This window comes from Cupriavidus agavae (assembly GCF_004217045.1).
Taxonomy (GTDB): domain Bacteria; phylum Pseudomonadota; class Gammaproteobacteria; order Burkholderiales; family Burkholderiaceae; genus Cupriavidus; species Cupriavidus agavae.
In genome coordinates, this window is record NZ_SGXM01000004.1 from 246546 (window position 1) to 262970 (window position 16425).

At 67.8% G+C, this 16425-nt stretch carries 18 protein-coding genes; 15 read left to right on the forward strand and 3 right to left on the reverse strand.

Annotated features, from left to right (window positions below; all coding sequences use genetic code 11):
- Positions 1-16 precede the first annotated feature (16 nt).
- Positions 17-769, reverse strand: a complete 753-nt coding sequence (locus EV147_RS17165) for an SDR family NAD(P)-dependent oxidoreductase (RefSeq protein WP_130392419.1) — start codon at positions 767-769, stop codon at positions 17-19.
- 119 nt (positions 770-888) lie between these two features.
- Here EV147_RS17165 and EV147_RS17170 point away from each other — a divergent pair, with 119 nt between their 5' ends.
- The 7 genes from EV147_RS17170 (at position 889) to EV147_RS17200 (ending at position 5508) form a co-directional block, all read left to right on the forward strand.
- Positions 889-1851 carry a LysR family transcriptional regulator gene (locus EV147_RS17170; protein ID WP_130392541.1) on the forward strand — a complete coding sequence of 321 codons (963 nt, stop codon included), beginning with the start codon at positions 889-891 and terminating at the stop codon, positions 1849-1851.
- 351 nt (positions 1852-2202) lie between these two features.
- Positions 2203-3096, forward strand: coding sequence for a sensor histidine kinase (locus EV147_RS17175; RefSeq protein ID WP_130392420.1), 894 nt, complete (start codon positions 2203-2205; stop codon positions 3094-3096).
- A 7-nt stretch (positions 3097-3103) separates the two neighbouring features.
- Positions 3104-3727 (forward strand): response regulator transcription factor, encoded by a 624-nt coding sequence (locus EV147_RS17180; RefSeq protein WP_130392421.1) that lies wholly within the window; start codon positions 3104-3106, stop codon positions 3725-3727.
- A gap of 131 nt (positions 3728-3858) precedes the next feature.
- On the forward strand, positions 3859-4209 hold the full coding sequence (locus tag EV147_RS17185; RefSeq protein WP_407923249.1) for a response regulator transcription factor: 351 nt from the start codon (positions 3859-3861) through the stop codon (positions 4207-4209).
- Positions 4210-4317: 108 nt separating this feature from the next.
- Positions 4318-4560: an RNA recognition motif domain-containing protein gene (locus EV147_RS17190; RefSeq protein WP_235844789.1), complete on the forward strand. Its 243-nt coding sequence runs from the start codon at positions 4318-4320 to the stop codon at positions 4558-4560.
- 49 nt (positions 4561-4609) lie between these two features.
- On the forward strand, positions 4610-5089 hold the full coding sequence (locus tag EV147_RS17195; protein WP_130392424.1) for a glycine zipper domain-containing protein: 480 nt from the start codon (positions 4610-4612) through the stop codon (positions 5087-5089).
- A 65-nt stretch (positions 5090-5154) separates the two neighbouring features.
- On the forward strand, positions 5155-5508 hold the full coding sequence (locus EV147_RS17200) for a hypothetical protein (RefSeq protein WP_130392425.1): 354 nt from the start codon (positions 5155-5157) through the stop codon (positions 5506-5508).
- A 28-nt stretch (positions 5509-5536) separates the two neighbouring features.
- Here EV147_RS17200 and ppk2 read toward each other — a convergent pair whose 3' ends face one another.
- Positions 5537-6358, reverse strand: a complete 822-nt coding sequence (gene ppk2 / locus EV147_RS17205) for a polyphosphate kinase 2 (protein WP_130392426.1) — start codon at positions 6356-6358, stop codon at positions 5537-5539.
- A 171-nt stretch (positions 6359-6529) separates the two neighbouring features.
- Between ppk2 and EV147_RS17210 the strand changes: the two genes are divergently transcribed.
- From EV147_RS17210 to EV147_RS17230, 5 genes are read left to right on the forward strand one after another with little or no spacing between them, the layout of a single operon-like run.
- Positions 6530-6802, forward strand: coding sequence for a hypothetical protein (locus EV147_RS17210; RefSeq protein ID WP_130392427.1), 273 nt, complete (start codon positions 6530-6532; stop codon positions 6800-6802).
- Between the two features lie 38 nt (positions 6803-6840).
- Positions 6841-7959 carry an AI-2E family transporter gene (locus EV147_RS17215; protein WP_130392428.1) on the forward strand — a complete coding sequence of 373 codons (1119 nt, stop codon included), beginning with the start codon at positions 6841-6843 and terminating at the stop codon, positions 7957-7959.
- A 32-nt stretch (positions 7960-7991) separates the two neighbouring features.
- Positions 7992-9500, forward strand: coding sequence for an efflux transporter outer membrane subunit (locus EV147_RS17220; protein ID WP_130392542.1), 1509 nt, complete (start codon positions 7992-7994; stop codon positions 9498-9500).
- Positions 9497-10642: an HlyD family secretion protein gene (locus tag EV147_RS17225; protein WP_130392429.1), complete on the forward strand. Its 1146-nt coding sequence runs from the start codon at positions 9497-9499 to the stop codon at positions 10640-10642. The genes EV147_RS17220 and EV147_RS17225 overlap by 4 nt, the downstream gene beginning before the upstream one ends.
- Positions 10632-11663 (forward strand): DUF2955 domain-containing protein, encoded by a 1032-nt coding sequence (locus EV147_RS17230; RefSeq protein ID WP_130392430.1) that lies wholly within the window; start codon positions 10632-10634, stop codon positions 11661-11663. Before EV147_RS17225 ends, EV147_RS17230 begins: the two co-directional genes overlap by 11 nt.
- A 15-nt stretch (positions 11664-11678) precedes the next feature.
- Here the strand turns inward: EV147_RS17230 and EV147_RS17235 are convergent, their stop codons facing one another.
- On the reverse strand, positions 11679-12680 hold the full coding sequence (locus EV147_RS17235; protein ID WP_198680280.1) for an AraC family transcriptional regulator: 1002 nt from the start codon (positions 12678-12680) through the stop codon (positions 11679-11681).
- A gap of 190 nt (positions 12681-12870) precedes the next feature.
- Here EV147_RS17235 and EV147_RS17240 point away from each other — a divergent pair, with 190 nt between their 5' ends.
- The 3 genes from EV147_RS17240 to EV147_RS17250 are packed head-to-tail and all read left to right on the forward strand — an operon-like array spanning position 12871 to position 16384.
- Positions 12871-13851, forward strand: coding sequence for a quinone oxidoreductase family protein (locus EV147_RS17240; RefSeq protein ID WP_130392432.1), 981 nt, complete (start codon positions 12871-12873; stop codon positions 13849-13851).
- A gap of 9 nt (positions 13852-13860) precedes the next feature.
- A complete protein-coding gene (locus tag EV147_RS17245) occupies positions 13861-14709 on the forward strand; it encodes a TauD/TfdA dioxygenase family protein (protein ID WP_130392433.1) in 849 nt (282 codons plus the stop codon).
- 22 nt (positions 14710-14731) lie between these two features.
- Positions 14732-16384 carry a fatty acid--CoA ligase gene (locus EV147_RS17250; RefSeq protein WP_130392434.1) on the forward strand — a complete coding sequence of 551 codons (1653 nt, stop codon included), beginning with the start codon at positions 14732-14734 and terminating at the stop codon, positions 16382-16384.
- Positions 16385-16425 lie beyond the last annotated feature (41 nt).

Below are 16425 nucleotides of genomic sequence, written 5' to 3' on the forward strand. Positions count from 1 at the left end.
TGTTTGCCGGCTTGCGTCAGACTTGCGCCTGGCCGCCGTCCACGAACAGTTCGGCCCCGTTCACGAAGCTCGCGTCGTCCGACGCCAGGAAGAGGGCGGCACCGGCGATTTCCGAGGGTTCTCCCACGCGACCCATCGGGATGCGCGATGCCAGGTAGTCCAGCAGACCCTGTTGTTGCGCAGCATCCGGACCGGCCAGTTCCACGAGGCCGGGCGTGCGGGTGGCGCCGGGGCTGATCGTGTTGACGCGGATGCCGCGATCCTTCAGGTCCAGAATCCAGCTACGTGCGAAAGCCCGGATGGCAGCCTTCGATGCGGAATAGACGCTGAAGGCGGCCGTACCTTCGATCGTGGTGGTCGATCCCGTCAGGATCACCGATGCACCTTTGGACAGCAGCGGCAGCGCCTTCTGCACGGTGAACAGCGTGCCCTTGACGTTGCGGTCGAAGGTGTCGTGGTAGTGCGCCTCGGTGATATCGCCCAGCGGCACCATCGTGCCGCCGCCCGCATTGGCGAACAGTACGTCGAGGCGTCCTTTCTCTGCGCGGATTTGCTTATACAGCGCATCCAGTTCCTCAGGCTTCGACGAGTCCACGCGGACACCGGTGGCGTTGCCGATCGCGGCGACGGCAGCATCGAGTTCCGCCTGGCGGCGGCCGGTGACATACACATGTGCGCCCTCGGCAGCAAAGCGCTTGGCCGTGGCCAGGCCGATGCCGCTAGTGCCGCCGGTAACGAGTGCAATCTTGTTTGCGAGCTTGCCGTTCATGGTGTTTCTCCTTGTTAGGTGTCGGAGGTTTCTGAAAGGGTGATGCGATGTGAGAAGAATATCGACGCCCGCGTCATTTCGAAATAGAATTGATCGAAAACCATCGTTGCAAAAATGAAATGACGAAGTTTCCGGATTTCGAAGGGTTGGCCATGTTCGCCAAGGTGGCGGAGGAAGGGTCGTTCGCCGCAGCGGCACGCGCCATGGGGGTATCGGTGGCGACGGTGTCGCGCGGCGTTGCCAGACTGGAGGAGCGACTGGGCGGGCGCCTGCTCAATCGGACATCCCGGCACCTGGCCCTGACGGAGTTCGGCGCCACGATTGCGGAGCAGGCGGGTGACATCTACCGCCAGGCAGAAGCTGCCGAGAACGTGGCGCGCGAATTGTCGGTCAAGCCTCGCGGGCTGATCCGGCTGGCGGTACCGATGTCGTTCGGCGTGCGATGGGTGGCGCCGCTGCTGCCGGCATTCTTCGAGGCTTACCCCGAAGTCTCGATCGACCTGCACCTATCCGATGCCACGGTCGACATCGTGGCGCAAGGCTTCGATGCCGCGCTGCGCATTGCCGCGTTACCGGATTCTTCGCTGATCGCCAGGCAGTTGTGTCCGGTTTCGCAGATCGTCGTGGCGGCGCCCGCCTATCTGGATCGGGCTGGCCGCCCGATGCATCCACGCGATCTCGCAGACCGGCCATGCTTCTCCTACGCATACCGGGCGCGCAGCGACGTGTGGCGCTTTGTCAACGACGCAGGGGAGGAACATCCGGTAACGCCGGTCGGCCCGTTGCGCGTGACCAACTCGGAGGCCTTGCTGCCCATGCTGCTGGCGGGGCAGGGAATCGCCGAACTGCCGGAGTTCATGGCCGGGGAATACCTGGCCGATGGCCGGCTCGAAAAGCTCATGGACGGCTGGCATCTCACGCGCGGCGGCCTGTACTTCGTGACGCCCTCGGCCCGCGCCAGACCGGCAAGGATCACCGCGCTGGCGGACTACTTTGCCGAGCATCTGTCGTCGCCAACCTGGGCGGGCGGCCGCGAAGCATCCCCCCTTATTAAGCGGGTGGCGAAAACCTCGGCCCGTTAAATACCTTTTTTTCTCTTTCAAAACCTCTTCATACGGGATGGAAAGTAAAGATTGCAATCGGCAAGGTGCCGACCTAACGTGATATGGCACAAACAAACAAGTCAGAAAAAGCAACAGGAACCGGTCGTCTTCGACGATCGCAGGTAGCCGTGGGGTAGGTCAACACAGGGACGTTTCACCGATCTGGCAGCGCCAGGGTCTTGCCTCGCCGTACGCCGGTGATAGTCCCGCCATCCATGCCCCCTGCGGCTACCGTACATACAGGGAGGTGATCATGGATCAACGGCTGCTCATTGTGTTGCCCGCCCTGAGCATGGCGCCCGTGCCGGCGCTGCCTGAGCGGAACCGGCCATGAAATGGATGCCACTGCTGCTGGCGGGCGCGTCCGTGACCCTGGCGTTCGCGGCGCTGCCACGCGCGGCGAACAGGCGCCGGCCGGCAGAGCGCCTGCGCATGGTGGAAAGCAGCCCGCTTTGCGACGCCGCCCGCCGGCCGGGCATGGTCGAGCTGGCCGGGTCACTCGCGCATGAACTGAACCAGCCGCTGACGGCGATCACCAGCAATGCGCAGGCCGCGCGCGAGTACCTGGTTTCGGGTGCGGCGGCGCAGGACGAAATCCGCGAGATTCTCGATGACATCGTCGCCGACGCCTCGCGCGCCAGCGACATCGTGCAGGGCGTGCGCGCGCTGATTCGCGGCGAGGCGCCCCGGCTGGTGCCGTTCTCGATCGGCGACGTAGTCGACCGCGCGCTGGAACTGGTGCGCGACCGGGCGCGTGCAGGCGGGGTGACCTTGCTGGGCGCAACGGACCCTGCGCTGCCGCGTGCGGTGGCCGACCCGATGGAAATCCAGCTTGTGCTGCTGAACCTGCTTGTCAACGCGCTGGACGCCGTACAGGGCCTCCGCCCCGACGCCGCGCGGCAAGTCACCGTCTCGGCCGCCGCACGCGACGGCCTGCTGCTGCTGGCCGTGCGCGACAACGGTTGCGGCGTCAGCGAGGGGGACCTCGACAAGATTTTCCGCCCCTTCTATTCGTCGAAACCCCGCGGCATGGGGCTTGGCCTGTCGTTCAGCCGCGCGTTGATGGAGCGAAACGGCGGACGCGTGCGCGCCATCCGCAACCGCGACGTCGGCATGACCTTCGAATGTCTGCTGCGCACCGAGGCGGCCGACACGGTCACCGCACACGATGCCCTGGCCGCGACAATGGTGTCGCGGCTGCGCGCGGCCACTTCCAGGAGATAGCACCGCCATGCTTGCGACCGGGACCACCATCCACATCGTCGATGACGACGACAGCGTGCGGCGCGCGTTAGGCCGGGTGCTGGCGGCCCGGGGCTACGTCACCACGGGCTTCGCCTCGGCCGGTCAGTTCCTGGAACAGGCGGATCTGGATAGCACGCCGGGCTGCGTGCTGCTGGATTTGCAACTGCCCGACATCAGTGGCATCGACCTGCAGCAGGCGCTGGGCGGCCGGATCCCGGTCATCATCCTGACTGGCCATGCCGACGTGGCCAGCGCGGTGGTGACGATGCAGGCCGGCGCCATCGACTTTCTGCAGAAGCCCGTGTCCGACGTACAACTGCTGGCGTCTGTGGCGCGCGGTTGCGAATGCGCGGCACGCCAGTTCACGCAGGCGCGGGAGCTACGCGAGTTGCGCAAGAAGGTAGACCGCCTGACGCCGCGCGAGCGCGAAGTGCTGGCGTGGATTGTCACAGGCTTTCGCAACAAGCAGGTGGCCAACCGTCTTGGCACGGTCGAAAAGACCATCAAGGTGCATCGTGCCCATGTGATGCAAAAGCTGGAGGTGGATTCGCTGCCCGCGCTGGTGCGCATCGCCGACCGTATCGGCATGGTGGCGGACACGTCTGCCTGAGCGCATTGAATCGCCCTGCGCCGCGGCTGGACCATGGGCCAATATCGCGCATCGCGCGAGTCTCGTAGCCTACGCAGATACCTGTCCATCATCGGCTGCGTTGCTCGAACATGGGTTGCACTGGAAAATTCGTGGCGGTTGTCGACGACGATGCGTCCGTGGCGCGGTCCACGGCACGGCTACTACACGCAGCCGGCATCGCGGCGGAGACGTTTGCCAGCGGCGACGCATTTCTGGCCCGGATGCAAGCGGCGGCGGCGTACTGCCCCGCCTGCGTGATCCTGGACGTCTGCATGCCAGGAACCAGTGGGCTTGAAGTTCAGCGGCGACTGGCCGGTCTGCGTCTGCCGCTGATCTTCATCACCGCTCACGAGTGGCCTGAAGCGCGCGACCGAGCGCTGGCGGGCGGCGCCGTCGGCTACCTGCGCAAGCCGTTCGACGCCCGTCAGTTGATCGGGATGGTTCGCCGCGTGATGCAGTAGGCCCATGCCTTTGGTCCTTGGTCCAATTGCCAGCGGTCTGCGGTGGACGCACACTTATCGGACGCGGTCCGCAGGCCAACCACGAGGGACTGGCAAATGGCGATACTGATGCTTTCAAACCTCCATCCCGACACGAACGAGGAGCAGGTGCGCGAGTTTCTCGAACGCTACGGCTTTCCGCCTTTCGATACCATCGAGCGGCACGAGGGCGACGGAACGCGTCCGGGCATGACACTGACGTACAGCACGGTTGACATCGTGGCCCTGGAGCACTTCCTGCCGCGCATCCACGGTGTGTTCTGGCACGACCATAAACTCAACGCGCTGCTGCTGCGGGAGCGCTTCAGCTAGTCGCGCGCGCAGTGCGGCGAGGGACGACGATGGCGAGAAGGAGCGAACCATGTCGAGATCCAGGTTTTCCGTGGTGCTGCTGTGCGCGGGGCTGGGCGCTGCGTGGAGTCTGCCGGCGCAATCGCAGAAGCCCATTGCCTATCCGGCCAAGGGCCAGAGCCAGGCCCAGCAGCAGCAGGACGATGGCGCTTGCTACGCGTGGGCCAAGTCCAACACGGGCATCGACCCGGCTGCAGTGGCTGCGGCGCCGCCAACCCAGCAGGGCGGCCCGGCAGTCGGGGGTGGCGAGCGCGCAGGTGGCGCCGCGCGCGGGGCGCTGGGCGGCGCGGTGATCGGTGGCATTGCCGGCGACGCGGGCAAGGGCGCAGCGGCCGGCGCGGCGGTCGGCACCATGGCGGGCGGCCATCGCGCGCGCCAGAACCAACGCAACGCGCAGGCCAACGCCCAGCAACAGCAATCCGGCGCCATGAGCACCTACTACCGCGCTTACTCGGCGTGCATGCAGGGGCGCGGCTATACGATCCAGTGAACCGCGCCGGCTTTAGCATGGAGACAGTCTTGCTACCGATTCTGCGACATCGGGCGCTTGCCCTGATGGTTCTGCTTGCCGCGGCTTGGCCGGCACGGGCCTACTATGACCACTTCCTGAGCGGAACCATCATCGGCACGCTTGACAAGGACCAGACCGCCGAGCTGACCACGGCGTTCGGCAAGACGCTGTCCGAAACCGACGACGGGAAGAGTGTCCCGTTCCACCTCGCGCCGAACGCCAAGGGCAAGCCCACCGACGGCACATTCACACCGCTGACCACCCGCGCCGAAAGCGGCCAGCGCTGCCGGAAGGTGCGCAGCGAACTGCGCCAGCCGGGCCGCCAGCCGGAGCGCTGGACGGGCTGGTACTGCCAGCAGCCGGGCGGCGAGTGGAAGAAAACGCTGCTCAAGGACTAGCGGCCGGCGTCGGCCGCCGGCGCAGCCGCTAGAAGCGATCGGGAACGTAGCGGTAGGGGTAGTCGGGTGCCCGATAGCCGCCGGCCTTCTGCCGCGCGGGCAGCTTGATCCTCTTGCGGGGGATGGGCTCGTAGGGCACCGTGTCCAAAAGGTGGCTGATGATATTGAGCCGGGCGCGGCGCTTGTTGTCCGAGCGCACCACGTGCCATGGCGCAAAATCGGTATCGGACGCCTCGAACATCGCGTCGCGGGCGCGCGAGTAGTCGTGCCAGCGGCTGTACGATTTGAGGTCCATGTCGGTCAGCTTCCAGGTCTTCCGGCCATCCTTGATGCGCTGCTCCAGCCGGCGCGTCTGTTCTTCCGGGCTGACTTCCAGCCAGTACTTCAGCAGCCGGACGTTGGAGCCGACCATGGCGCGCTCGACCAGCGGCACAGCGCGCAGGAAGGCGTCCACCTGGTGCTCATCGGCAAATCCCATCACCCGCTCCACGCCGGCGCGGTTGTACCAGCTGCGGTCGAAGATCACCACCTCCCCCGCGGCCGGAAAATGCGGCAGGTAACGCTGCATGTACATCTGGCTCTTCTCGCGCTCGGTGGGCGCCGGGAGCGCCACCACGCGGAACACCCGCGGGCTGACGCGCTCGGTAAGCGCCTTGATGGCCCCGCCCTTGCCCGCGCCATCGCGTCCCTCGAAGACGATGCAGATCTTGGCGCCGGTGGCCTTCACCCAGTCCTGGAGGTGCACCAGTTCCACGTGCAAGTCAGCCAGCGCCGCCTCGTACTCCTTGCGTCCAAGGGCGTTCTTGCCGTTGTGGACAGTGTCAGCGGCTCCCTGCTTCGGTCTTGTCATGGCAGATCTCTCGTGTGCGGAATCTGGAATCTCCGAATCCGTACCAATCTGGACACTGCGCCGCGCTTTGGCAATGGACCTTGGTCCAATGCTTGGCCCAAGGGCCAATTGTCATGCTCGGGCGATTGTCGGAGGCTTCCGCCTAGCGCCTGACTTTCCGAGGTGGCCAACATGCGCAAGTGCGGATTCCTGTTGATGGTGGGAGCAATGTGGCTGGCCGTGATCGGTATCTTCTGGAGCGAGCCGAGCGGGCAGATGCCCGACAAGCTGAACCTGTTCCGGTTCGCGCTGCATGGGCTGGAGGTGCAGCTGTTCAGGACCGCCGCCGATCCGCCGCGCTACCTCGTGAACGTGCTGGCCCGGGAGTGGCTGCTGGGCTGCCTGTTGCTGTTTGCCGCCGGGGCAGCGCTGGTGATGGTCGCGCGCCGCCGCCAGCGGGCGTGAAGCCCGGCCGCGTGCCGGGCGGACAAGGGAGTCGCACGATGCTGCAAGCGCCGTATGCCACCGCGACCATGTCGCGCACGCTGATTGACTCGCTGATCCGGTTCGGCCTCGTGGCGCTGCTGGCCACGTTCTGCTTCCAGATCTTCCGGCCGTTCATGAATCTGCTGGTCTGGTCCGTGATCCTTGCCATCACGCTCTATCCGCTGCAGGTACGGCTGCGCGGACGGATCTTTGCCGGCGAAGGCCGCACTGCCACGCTGATCATCGTGCTGGTGATCGCCATCGTGCTCGTGCCAACCTACCTGCTGGGCATGGCGCTGATCGAGTCGATCGAGCAGGCGATGGCGATCGCCCGGCACGGCGAACTACGCATTCCGCCGCCGCCCGAAGCACTGGCCGGATGGCCGCTGGCGGGCCGCCGGCTCCACGACGCCTGGACGATGGCCGCAACCGATACGGCCGGTCTCCTGGAAAAGCTCGGCCCGCAGATCAGGGCAGCCAGCCTGACGGTGCTGGGCGCGATTGGCGGCGTGGGCGTGGGGCTGCTGATGTTCGTGGGCGCGCTGATCATCTCCGGTGTCATCATGGCCTATGGCGAAGAGGGCACCCGCAGCGCTGTGCGCATCGCGTCGCGCATCACGGGACCGGAACGGGGGCCGCGCCTTGCGGCGCTCTGCACGGCCACGATCCGGGCGGTCGCACAGGGGGTGGTGGGCATCGCGTTCATCCAGATGCTGCTGATCGGCGTGGCGTTCGTGCTCAAGGGCGTGCCCGGCGCAGGGCTGCTGGCGCTGGCAGTCCTGTTGCTGGGCATCATGCAGCTGCCGGCCACGCTGATCACGATTCCCGTGATCCTGCTGGTGTTCGCGTCCGAAGGCGCCAGCGCCACCAATATCATCTTCGCCATTTACGTGTTCATCGCCGGGCTGGCAGACAACGTGCTCAAGCCGTTGTTGCTGGGGCGGGGCGTGGACGTGCCGATGCCGGTGATCCTGGTCGGTGCGCTGGGCGGCATGGTCACGGGCGGCGTGATCGGGCTGTTCATCGGGCCCATCGTGCTGGCGGTGGGCTACCGGCTGTTCTGGCAATGGGTGGATGAACCGCCTCCGCGCATCGAAGCGGAGCCCCGGAGTAACGCCGACATCACCGCAGGCTAGCCGTGGCCGCGCGCGCAGGCGTCTGGCTGGCGATGACCACCCTGCTGGGTGCATGCGCCCACGTGGGACCAGACTTCCAGCCCCAGCGCGAGGCGTGGACCGTCGGCTGGCGCAGCGACGCCATCGACCAGGCCAGCATCCAGCAGGCCGAGCCAGACCTGCGGCAGTGGTGGCAGGTGTTCGGCGACCCGGTGCTCGAAGCACTGATGGCCGAGGCTGATGCCGGTAACGCCGACGTCAAGGTGGCCGGGCTGCGCGTGATGGAGGCGCGCGCGCAACTGGGCATGGCGCTGGCGGGCCGCTATCCGCAGACGCAGCAGGCCAGCGCGGGCGCACTGTACGTGAACAGCAGGCAATCGGGGCCTACCGCCCAGACCAGCCGCCTCTGGGAGTACAGCGCGGGCGTGGACATCGGCTGGGAACTCGATTTCTGGGGCCGCTTTGCGCGGGCCATCGAGTCGGCGGACGCCGCGTACTTTGCCGCCCAGGCCAATCGCGAGGCGATGCTGGTGCTGCTGCGTGCTCAACTGGCCAACACGTACTATGCGCTGCGTACGGCCGAGGCGCGGCTGCGCATCGCGCGGGACAACGCGCGGCTCCAGCGGCGCAGCTTCGAGATCACCGAGCGGCTGTTCAGGGGCGGCGAGAGCGACGAACTCGATTTCCAGCAGGCCCGCACGCAGTACCTGGGCACGCTGGGCAGCATGCCGGAGTTCGAGAACCAGATCGCGCAGGCCCGCAATGCGCTCGGCGTGCTGCTGGGCCGGCCGCCGGGGCCGCTGCCGGAACTGGCCGATGCGGCTGCGCGCGAGGGCGTGCTGCCATTGATCGACCGCGCGGTGCTGCAGGACGTGCCGGCCAGACTGCTGCTGCGCCGGCCCGACATCCGCGTTGCCGAATGGCGCGTGGCTGCGCAGTCGGCCCAGATCGGCGTGGCGCGGGCGGACCTGTACCCGGCAGTGTCGCTGGTCGGCAGCATCGGCTGGTCGGCCACGTCGCTGCCGGGCATGCAGAATGGGCTTCTGCTCGTGGGTGGACCCAGCGTGCGCTGGAATATTTTCGATTACGGCCGCATCGTCAACAACGTGCGCGTGCAGGATGCGAGGCTGCAGCAGCTGATCGTCGACTACCAGGCCGCGGTGCGGCAAGCCGCGCGCGAGGCGGACGACGCGGCCAGCGGGTTGATCCGGGCGCTCCAGCGCGAGCGGATACTGGGCGAGGCGGCGGTAGCGGCCGAGCGCTCGCTGTCGCTGGCCGACACGGTATTCCGCGAGGGTTACTCGGACTTCCAGCGCGTGCTTGACGCGCAGCGCGCGTTGTTCGCGCAGCAGGACGGCTACCTCGTCAATCGCGGCAATGCGGTCAACTACCTGATTGCGCTGTACCGGGCACTGGGCGGCGGCTGGGACACGTCGGTTCCACTGGTCGATGCGGGCACGCGTGCCCGGATGCGCGAGCGCACCGACTGGGGCGCCTTGTTGGACGAGGTGCCGCGTCCCGGTCCCGCTTTGCCGTCCCCGCGCGCGAACGCCCGGCCATGAACGATCGCACCGATCCCGCAACCGCCCCGACGCAGGGTCACCCGGCCCAGGCCGCACCGCCTCCGCCGCCGCGCGATCCGTCGCGCAAGGCCATTCGCTCGATTGTCGCGCTGATCGTGCTGAGCCTGGCGTGGTACCTGATGGCTGACCGGCTCACGCCCTACACCCAGCAGGCGCGCGTGCAGGCATTCGTGATTCCGGTGGCGTCCGAGGTATCGGGCCGTGTCACGCGCGTGTATGTGCGCAACAACCAGAACGTGGCTGCCGGTACGGTGCTGTTCGACGTCGATCCGCAGCACTACCACATCGCGCTGGACCGCGCGCGTGCAGATCTGGAATCGACGCGGCGCGAGATCGGCGCTAGCACGGCGGGCATCGAATCGGCGCAGGCCTCGCTGCGTGCAGCGCAGGCCAACGAGCTGAAGGCGCGGCAGGACAGCGATCGACTGGAGCGGCTATATGGCGAGGACCCTGGCACGGTATCCGTGCGGCGGCTGGAGGTGGCGCGCGCCACGCACGCGCAGGCCGTGAGCCAGGTGGCGGCAGCCCGTGCCGAGGTGCAGCGGGCGCGCGAGCAGCAAGGTGGTGGCGACGACGCCAACGCCAGGTTGCGCAGCGCCGCCGCCGCCGTGGACAAGGCCGAGCTCGACATGGCCAACGCGCAGGTCCGGGCGCGCACGGGCGGACTCGTCACCGACCTGCGCACCGAGGCGGGCCTTTATGCGGCCGCCGGCAGCCCGGTCATGACGTTGATCGCGATCCACGACGTCTGGATCAGCGCCGACATGACCGAGAACAACCTTGGGCATCTGGCACCCGGCACGCCGGTCGGCATCGTGCTGGACGCGCTGCCCGGCCGGGTGCTGACGGGCAAGGTGCGCAGCATCGGCTACGGCATCAGCGCCGGCCCGGCCGCGCCGCCGGGTAGTCTGCCGACCGTTCAGAACAGCCGGGACTGGCTGCGGCCCGCGCAGCGCTTTCCGGTCATCGTCGACATCGATCCGGACCAGCTCGATACACTGCGCGGCATCCGCGTGGGCGGGCAGGCCGAAGTGATGGCCTTTCCGCGCGAGGGTAGCCCGCTGAACCTGCTGGGCCGTGCGTTCCTGCGCGTGATGAGCTGGATGTCCTATGTCTACTGACGCGACCGCCCCGCCGGCGCGGCGCGCCGCCAATGCGCGCCGCGCGCTGCGGCTTGCGCTGGGCACGGCGGGCTGCCTGGCCGTCAGCTTCGGCCTGCAGTGGCCGGTGCCGGTCATGGCTCCGGTACTGGCGGTGTTCGTCTTTGGCGCGCTGGACCGGCCGCTGCCTTTCAAGGTGGGTCTGGGGCTGGCGCTGATGGTGATGCTTGCCACGGGTAGCGGGTTGATGCTGGTGCCGTTCCTGCGCCACGCACCGGCAGCCGGCGTGCTGATGGCGGGGCTGTGCCTGTTCCTGGCTTTCCGCCATGGTCTGCGCGGTGGCAATGCGCTGGTCTCGACGTTCGTCGCGGCCGGGGTCACGCTGATCGCGGCGGCCGGCACGGCCAGTGGCGCGTTGGCGCTGACCGTGATCGGCGCGCTGACACAGGGGCTGGCCGCCGCAGTGCTGGCGCTGGGCGCCTGCCATGTGCTGGTGCCCGAGCACGGCGCGCCAGTTCCGCGCCCGCCGCCGCAAGCCGTGCCGGACGCTGACCGTATCGCCTGGCGCGCCACGCTGGTGGTAATGCCGCCGTTCCTGCTGGCGCTGTCGGACCCGGCCGCCTACCTGCCAATCATCATGAAAGCCGTCAGCCTGGGCCGGCAGAGTTGCACGACGGCGCGCGGAGCGGCGCTGGAACTGGTGGGGTCCACGTTGATGGGAGGGCTGCTAGCCATCGCGTGCTGGCTGGCGCTGGGCCTCTTCGTCCATCTCTGGATCTTCTTCCTCTGGATGGCGCTGTTCGCGCTGCTGGTGGCGCGACGGTTGTTCGGCGTGGCGCGCACCGCGCTGTCGCCGGGATTCTGGCTCAACAGCCTTGTGACGATGATCATCCTGCTCGGCCAGTCCGTGGCCGACAGCGCGGCAGGAAAAGACGTCTACCAGGCGTTCATGGTGCGCATGGGCCTGTTCGTGGCCTTGTCGTTCTACGCGTGGCTGATGCTGGCGCTGCTGGACCGCCCGCGCGCGGTGGCGGCCGCATGAACGGCGGGAGCGGCGTCAGGGCGCTCGGCCATGGCGCCGGCGCCACGTGATCGGTGCTTCGCCGAATTGCGCCGAGAACCAGCGCGAGAACGACGCCGCTGAACCATAGCCGAGCAGCCCGGACACCCGGAGCAGCGAATAATCGGGGTTGGCGACGTAGCGCAGCGCCAGGTCGCGCCGCACCGTATTGACGATGTCGGTGAACGACTCGCCCGAGGCGTCGAGCTGGCGCTGCATCGTGCGCAGGCTCAGCCCCAGGCCCTGCGCCACGGCCTCGGCGGTGGCGCGCCCCATCGGCAGCATCAGGCAGACGGCATTGCGGACTTCGCGCCCGATCGACGCATCGTTGATCCGTGGCAGCGTCTCGACCACGCGCTGGGCGTGACGTGCCATGGCGGGGTTGCCGGTTGGATTGGGGGCCGAGAGGTCTTCCGCCGCGCAGACGATGCCGTTGAATTCGCTGCCGAACGCAAGCGGGCAGCCGAACAGCCGGCGATGGACCTGCGTGTTCGGCGGCGCCGGGTGCGTGAAGTGCACGCCGACAGGATGCCACTGGGGCCCCAGCAGCGCGCGGCAAAGCCGGAACACCACACCGATGGCCAGTTCCGTGGCCTGTCGCGACGGCGTATCGAGCACCAGTTCCTGGCGGATCACGGCCGCCCGGCCCGTCGTTTCGAGCAGGATCGCCACCGATTCGTTGACGAGGTGGCGGTAGCGGATGATCGTCTCCAGCGCATCGCGCAGCGTGGCCTGCTGGCTGATCAGCAGGCTCATCACGCCGAAATCGGACAGTTGGCGCGATTCCGCCATGCGCAGGCCGAGGGTCGGGCACCCGGCGGCCCGGGCGGCACTTTCCAGCAATGCGGCGCAGGCTTCGGCCGGGATGCGCTGCTCCGGGTCGGCCAGCAGCGCCTGGGTCAGCCCGGCGCCGCGCAGCAGCGGAAGCGGATTGATGCCGAGATCGCGCGCAACGTCGAAGAAGTTGGTCAGCGCGGCCGCGCGCACCAGGGTTTTCACGGGTGTCTCCAGATCGTGCGTACGCCGCAGGCGTCGCCTCTGTGCATCATTTGCCGCGATGATAGTGGGCGGTGGCATGAAATGCAAAGTGGTTGGGCCGCCGTGCAAAGCAGCCGGGGCCGTGCGCTTCTAGATTGTCGGCATGGGCGGCGCAGTTCGCGCCGCCAGCCGAAAACTGGAGACGATTCCCATGGCGAAGGTAGTGCGCATGTATGAAACCGGCGGACCCGAGGTGCTTCGCTACGAAGACGCCGAAGTGGGCGAGCCGGGTCCCGGCCAGGTTCGGATCCGCCACGTGGCGGTTGGCCTTAACTATGCGGACACGTACTTCCGCAACGGCACTTATCCCGTGCCGCTGCCGTCCGGCATGGGGGTCGAGGCGTCGGGCGTGGTGCAGGCCATCGGCCCCGGCGTGGCCAACGTGGCCGTCGGCGACCGCGTGACCTACACCGGCTTTCTCAACACGCTGGGCGCCTACAGTGCCGAGCGCCTGGTGCCGGCCGCGCCGCTGATCCGGCTGCCCGAGAGCATCGGCTTCGAGACCGCCGCGGCCATGACCATGCGCGGGCTGACCTCGGCCTACCTGATGCGCCGCATCCACGCGTTCCGCAAGGGCGACACCATCCTGCTGCACGCGGCAGCCGGCGGCGTCGGGCTGATCGTCTCGCAGTGGGCACGGCTGTTGGGGTTGAACGTGATCGGGACCGTTTCCACCGAGGAAAAAGGCGAGGTCGCGCGCGCCCATGGCTGCCAGCACATCATCAACTACAGCCACGAGGACGTGGCGGCCCGGGTGCGCGAGATCACTGGCGGCGTGGGGGCCAATGTGGTGTTCGACAGCGTCGGCAAGAGTACCTTCATGGCGTCGCTGGACTCGCTCAGGCGCCGCGGGCTGCTGGTGTGCGTGGGCACGGCGTCGGGCCCGGTGCCGCCGTTCGACCCGGTGCTGCTGGCAATGAAGGGCTCGGTCTACGTGACCCGTCCGGCGCTGGCCGACTACATCGCCGACCCGGCCGAGAAGGCCGAACTGGCCGGCGAGCTGTTCGACCATGTCGGCGCTGGCCGCATCCGCATCGAGGTCAACCAGCGCTACGCGCTGGAGGACGCGGCGCAGGCCCACCGGGACCTGGAGTCGCGCAAGACCACGGGTTCGTCGATCTTCGTCATCTGAGGAGCCGCCATGCAAGTCAGACAACTGAGCTGTGCCCTGGGCGCCGAACTGGAAGGCGTGGACCTGGCCGAGGCGGTCCGCAGCGACGACCTGTTCGGCGAGATCCGCGCGCTGCTGCTGAAACACCGCGTGCTGTTCCTGCGCAACCAGCGTTTCAGCCGCGCCGAGCATGTGGCCTTTGCACGCCGCTTCGGCGAACTGGAGGATCACCCGGTGGCCGGCAGCGACCCCGAGCATCCTGGCCTGGTGCGCATCTACAAGTCGCCCGACCAGCCGAACGACCGCTATGAGAACTGCTGGCACGCCGACACAACATGGCGCGAGGCCCCGCAGTTCGGCGCGGTGCTGCGCTGCGTGGAATGCCCGCCCGTGGGCGGCGACACGATGTGGGCCAACATGGCGCTGGCCTACGAACGGCTGCCCGACACCGTGAAAGCCCAGATCGCCGACCTGCGCGCGCGCCACAGCATCGAGGCCAGCTTTGGCGCCGCCATGCCGACCGAGAAGCGGCTGGCGCTGAAGTGCCAGTATCCCGACGCCGAGCACCCGGTGGTGCGCACCCATCCCGGCACCGGCGAGAAGGTGCTCTATGTCAACGGCTTCACCACGCATTTCACCAACTACCACACGCCTGGGCGTGTGCGGTTCGGCCAGGACGCGAATCCCGGCGCGGCCGACCTGCTGCGCTACCTGGTGTCGCAGGCGTACATCCCCGAGTTCCAGGTGCGCTGGCGCTGGTCGCCCGACAGCGTGGCGATCTGGGACAACACGGCCACCCAGCACTACGCGGTGATGGATTACGCACCGTGCCACCGCAAGATGGAGCGCGCCGGCATCGTCGGTAGCGTGCCTTACTGAAGTTCTTCGAGGAAACACAGGCATGAGAGACCCGAATCTCGTCGTGACAACCCCTTCGGCATACGCCTACCCGCTGCTGGTCAAGCAACTGCTGACCAACGCGATGAGCCTGTATGGCGACCAGCAGATCAGCTACCGGGGCGAGATGCGCCATACGTACCGCGATTTCCACGCGCGTCTGGGCCGGCTGGCCGGTGCGCTGGCGGCGCTGGGCGTACGTCATGGCAGCACCGTGGCGGTGATGGACTGGGACAGCCATCGCTACCTGGAGAGCTACTTTGGCGTGCCGATGATGGGCGCCACGCTGTTCACGGTGAACGTGCGGCTGTCGCCGCAGCAGATCCTCTACACGCTCAACGACGCCGGCGCCGACGTGGTGCTCGTGCATCCGGACTTCCTGCCCGTACTGGCGCAGATCCACGCCGGGCTGGTGCGCCCGCCGCGCCTGGTGCTGATGGCCGACGGCCAGGACGTGCCGCCGGGTCCGCTGGCGTTCGACGGCGAGTACGAGGCCATGCTGGCCGCCGCGCCGGACGGTTACGACTTCCCCGACTTCGACGAGCGGACCAAGGCCGCCACGTTCTACACCACGGGCACTACGGGCGACCCCAAAGGCGTCTGCTACAGCCACCGGGACATCGTGCTCCACACGCTGACGGCGGCCACCAGCCTGTGCGCGCCGCGCGAGGGCCAGCGCATGCACCGGGAAGACGTGTACATGCCGATCACGCCGATGTTCCACGTCATGGCGTGGGGCATGCCGTACGTGGCGATCATGCTCGGCCTGCGCATGGTGCTGCCGGGCCGCTACGTCCCGGCCGCGCTGCTGGCGCTGCGCGAAGCTGAGAAGGTGACGTTCTCGCACTGCGTGCCGACCATCCTGCAGATGCTGCTGCAGGCCGCCGGCGAGGGGCAGCACGACCTCCGCGGCTGGAAGATGATCATCGGCGGCTCGGCGCTGCCGCCGGTGCTGTGCGAGGCGGCGCTGGCGCGCGGCATCGATATCTTTGCCGGCTACGGCATGTCCGAGACTGGCCCGATCGTCGCGCTGGCCCAGCTGCCGCCAGGCTACGTGGCGCGCAGCCGCGAGGAGGAGATCTCGCTGCGCTGCGCCACCGGCCGGCCTGTGCCGCTGGCCAGCTTCCTCGTCGTTGGCCCCGACATGCGCGAGGTGCCGCACGACGGCAAGGCGCAGGGCGAGATCGTGCTGCGCGCGCCGTACCTGACCCAGTCCTACTTCGGCAAGCCTTCGGCGTCGGAGGACCTGTGGGCCGACGGCTACCTGCACACCCAGGATGTGGCGGTGAGGAGCCCGGACGGCTTCGTGCGGATCGTCGACCGGCTCAAGGACGTGATCAAGACCGGCGGAGAATGGGTATCGTCGATCGAAATTGAGAATCTCGTGACGCAGGTGCCGGGCGTGCAGGAATGCGCGGTGATTGGCGTGCCCGACGCGCGCTGGGGCGAGCGGCCGATGGCCTACGTGGTGCGGCATGCCGGCGTGGAGGTTGACGCGCAGCAGATCCGCGCGGCGCTCCTGGAGCATGTGGTGACGCAGCAGCTCAGCAAGTTCGCGGTGCCCGATTCGGACCGGATCGCCTTTGTCGCGGCGATTCCCAGAACCAGCGTCGGCAAGATCGACAAGAAGCTGCTTCGGGAACGCCAGGCAGGCTGAGGGAAGAAGAAAAGGAGACCCGCATGCCGCCCGGCCAGCCC

Coding starts and splice junctions, on each gene's coding strand:
- EV147_RS17165 (WP_130392419.1), bottom strand. CDS start 769: ATGAACGGCAAGCTCGCAAACAAGATTGCACTCGTTACCGGCGGCACT.
- EV147_RS17170 (WP_130392541.1), top strand. CDS start 889: ATGACGAAGTTTCCGGATTTCGAAGGGTTGGCCATGTTCGCCAAGGTG.
- EV147_RS17175 (WP_130392420.1), top strand. CDS start 2,203: ATGAAATGGATGCCACTGCTGCTGGCGGGCGCGTCCGTGACCCTGGCG.
- EV147_RS17180 (WP_130392421.1), top strand. CDS start 3,104: ATGCTTGCGACCGGGACCACCATCCACATCGTCGATGACGACGACAGC.
- EV147_RS17190 (WP_235844789.1), top strand. CDS start 4,318: ATGCTTTCAAACCTCCATCCCGACACGAACGAGGAGCAGGTGCGCGAG.
- EV147_RS17195 (WP_130392424.1), top strand. CDS start 4,610: ATGTCGAGATCCAGGTTTTCCGTGGTGCTGCTGTGCGCGGGGCTGGGC.
- EV147_RS17200 (WP_130392425.1), top strand. CDS start 5,155: ATGGTTCTGCTTGCCGCGGCTTGGCCGGCACGGGCCTACTATGACCAC.
- ppk2 (WP_130392426.1), bottom strand. CDS start 6,358: ATGACAAGACCGAAGCAGGGAGCCGCTGACACTGTCCACAACGGCAAG.
- EV147_RS17210 (WP_130392427.1), top strand. CDS start 6,530: ATGCGCAAGTGCGGATTCCTGTTGATGGTGGGAGCAATGTGGCTGGCC.
- EV147_RS17215 (WP_130392428.1), top strand. CDS start 6,841: ATGCTGCAAGCGCCGTATGCCACCGCGACCATGTCGCGCACGCTGATT.
- EV147_RS17220 (WP_130392542.1), top strand. CDS start 7,992: ATGACCACCCTGCTGGGTGCATGCGCCCACGTGGGACCAGACTTCCAG.
- EV147_RS17225 (WP_130392429.1), top strand. CDS start 9,497: ATGAACGATCGCACCGATCCCGCAACCGCCCCGACGCAGGGTCACCCG.
- EV147_RS17230 (WP_130392430.1), top strand. CDS start 10,632: ATGTCTACTGACGCGACCGCCCCGCCGGCGCGGCGCGCCGCCAATGCG.
- EV147_RS17240 (WP_130392432.1), top strand. CDS start 12,871: ATGGCGAAGGTAGTGCGCATGTATGAAACCGGCGGACCCGAGGTGCTT.
- EV147_RS17245 (WP_130392433.1), top strand. CDS start 13,861: ATGCAAGTCAGACAACTGAGCTGTGCCCTGGGCGCCGAACTGGAAGGC.
- EV147_RS17250 (WP_130392434.1), top strand. CDS start 14,732: ATGAGAGACCCGAATCTCGTCGTGACAACCCCTTCGGCATACGCCTAC.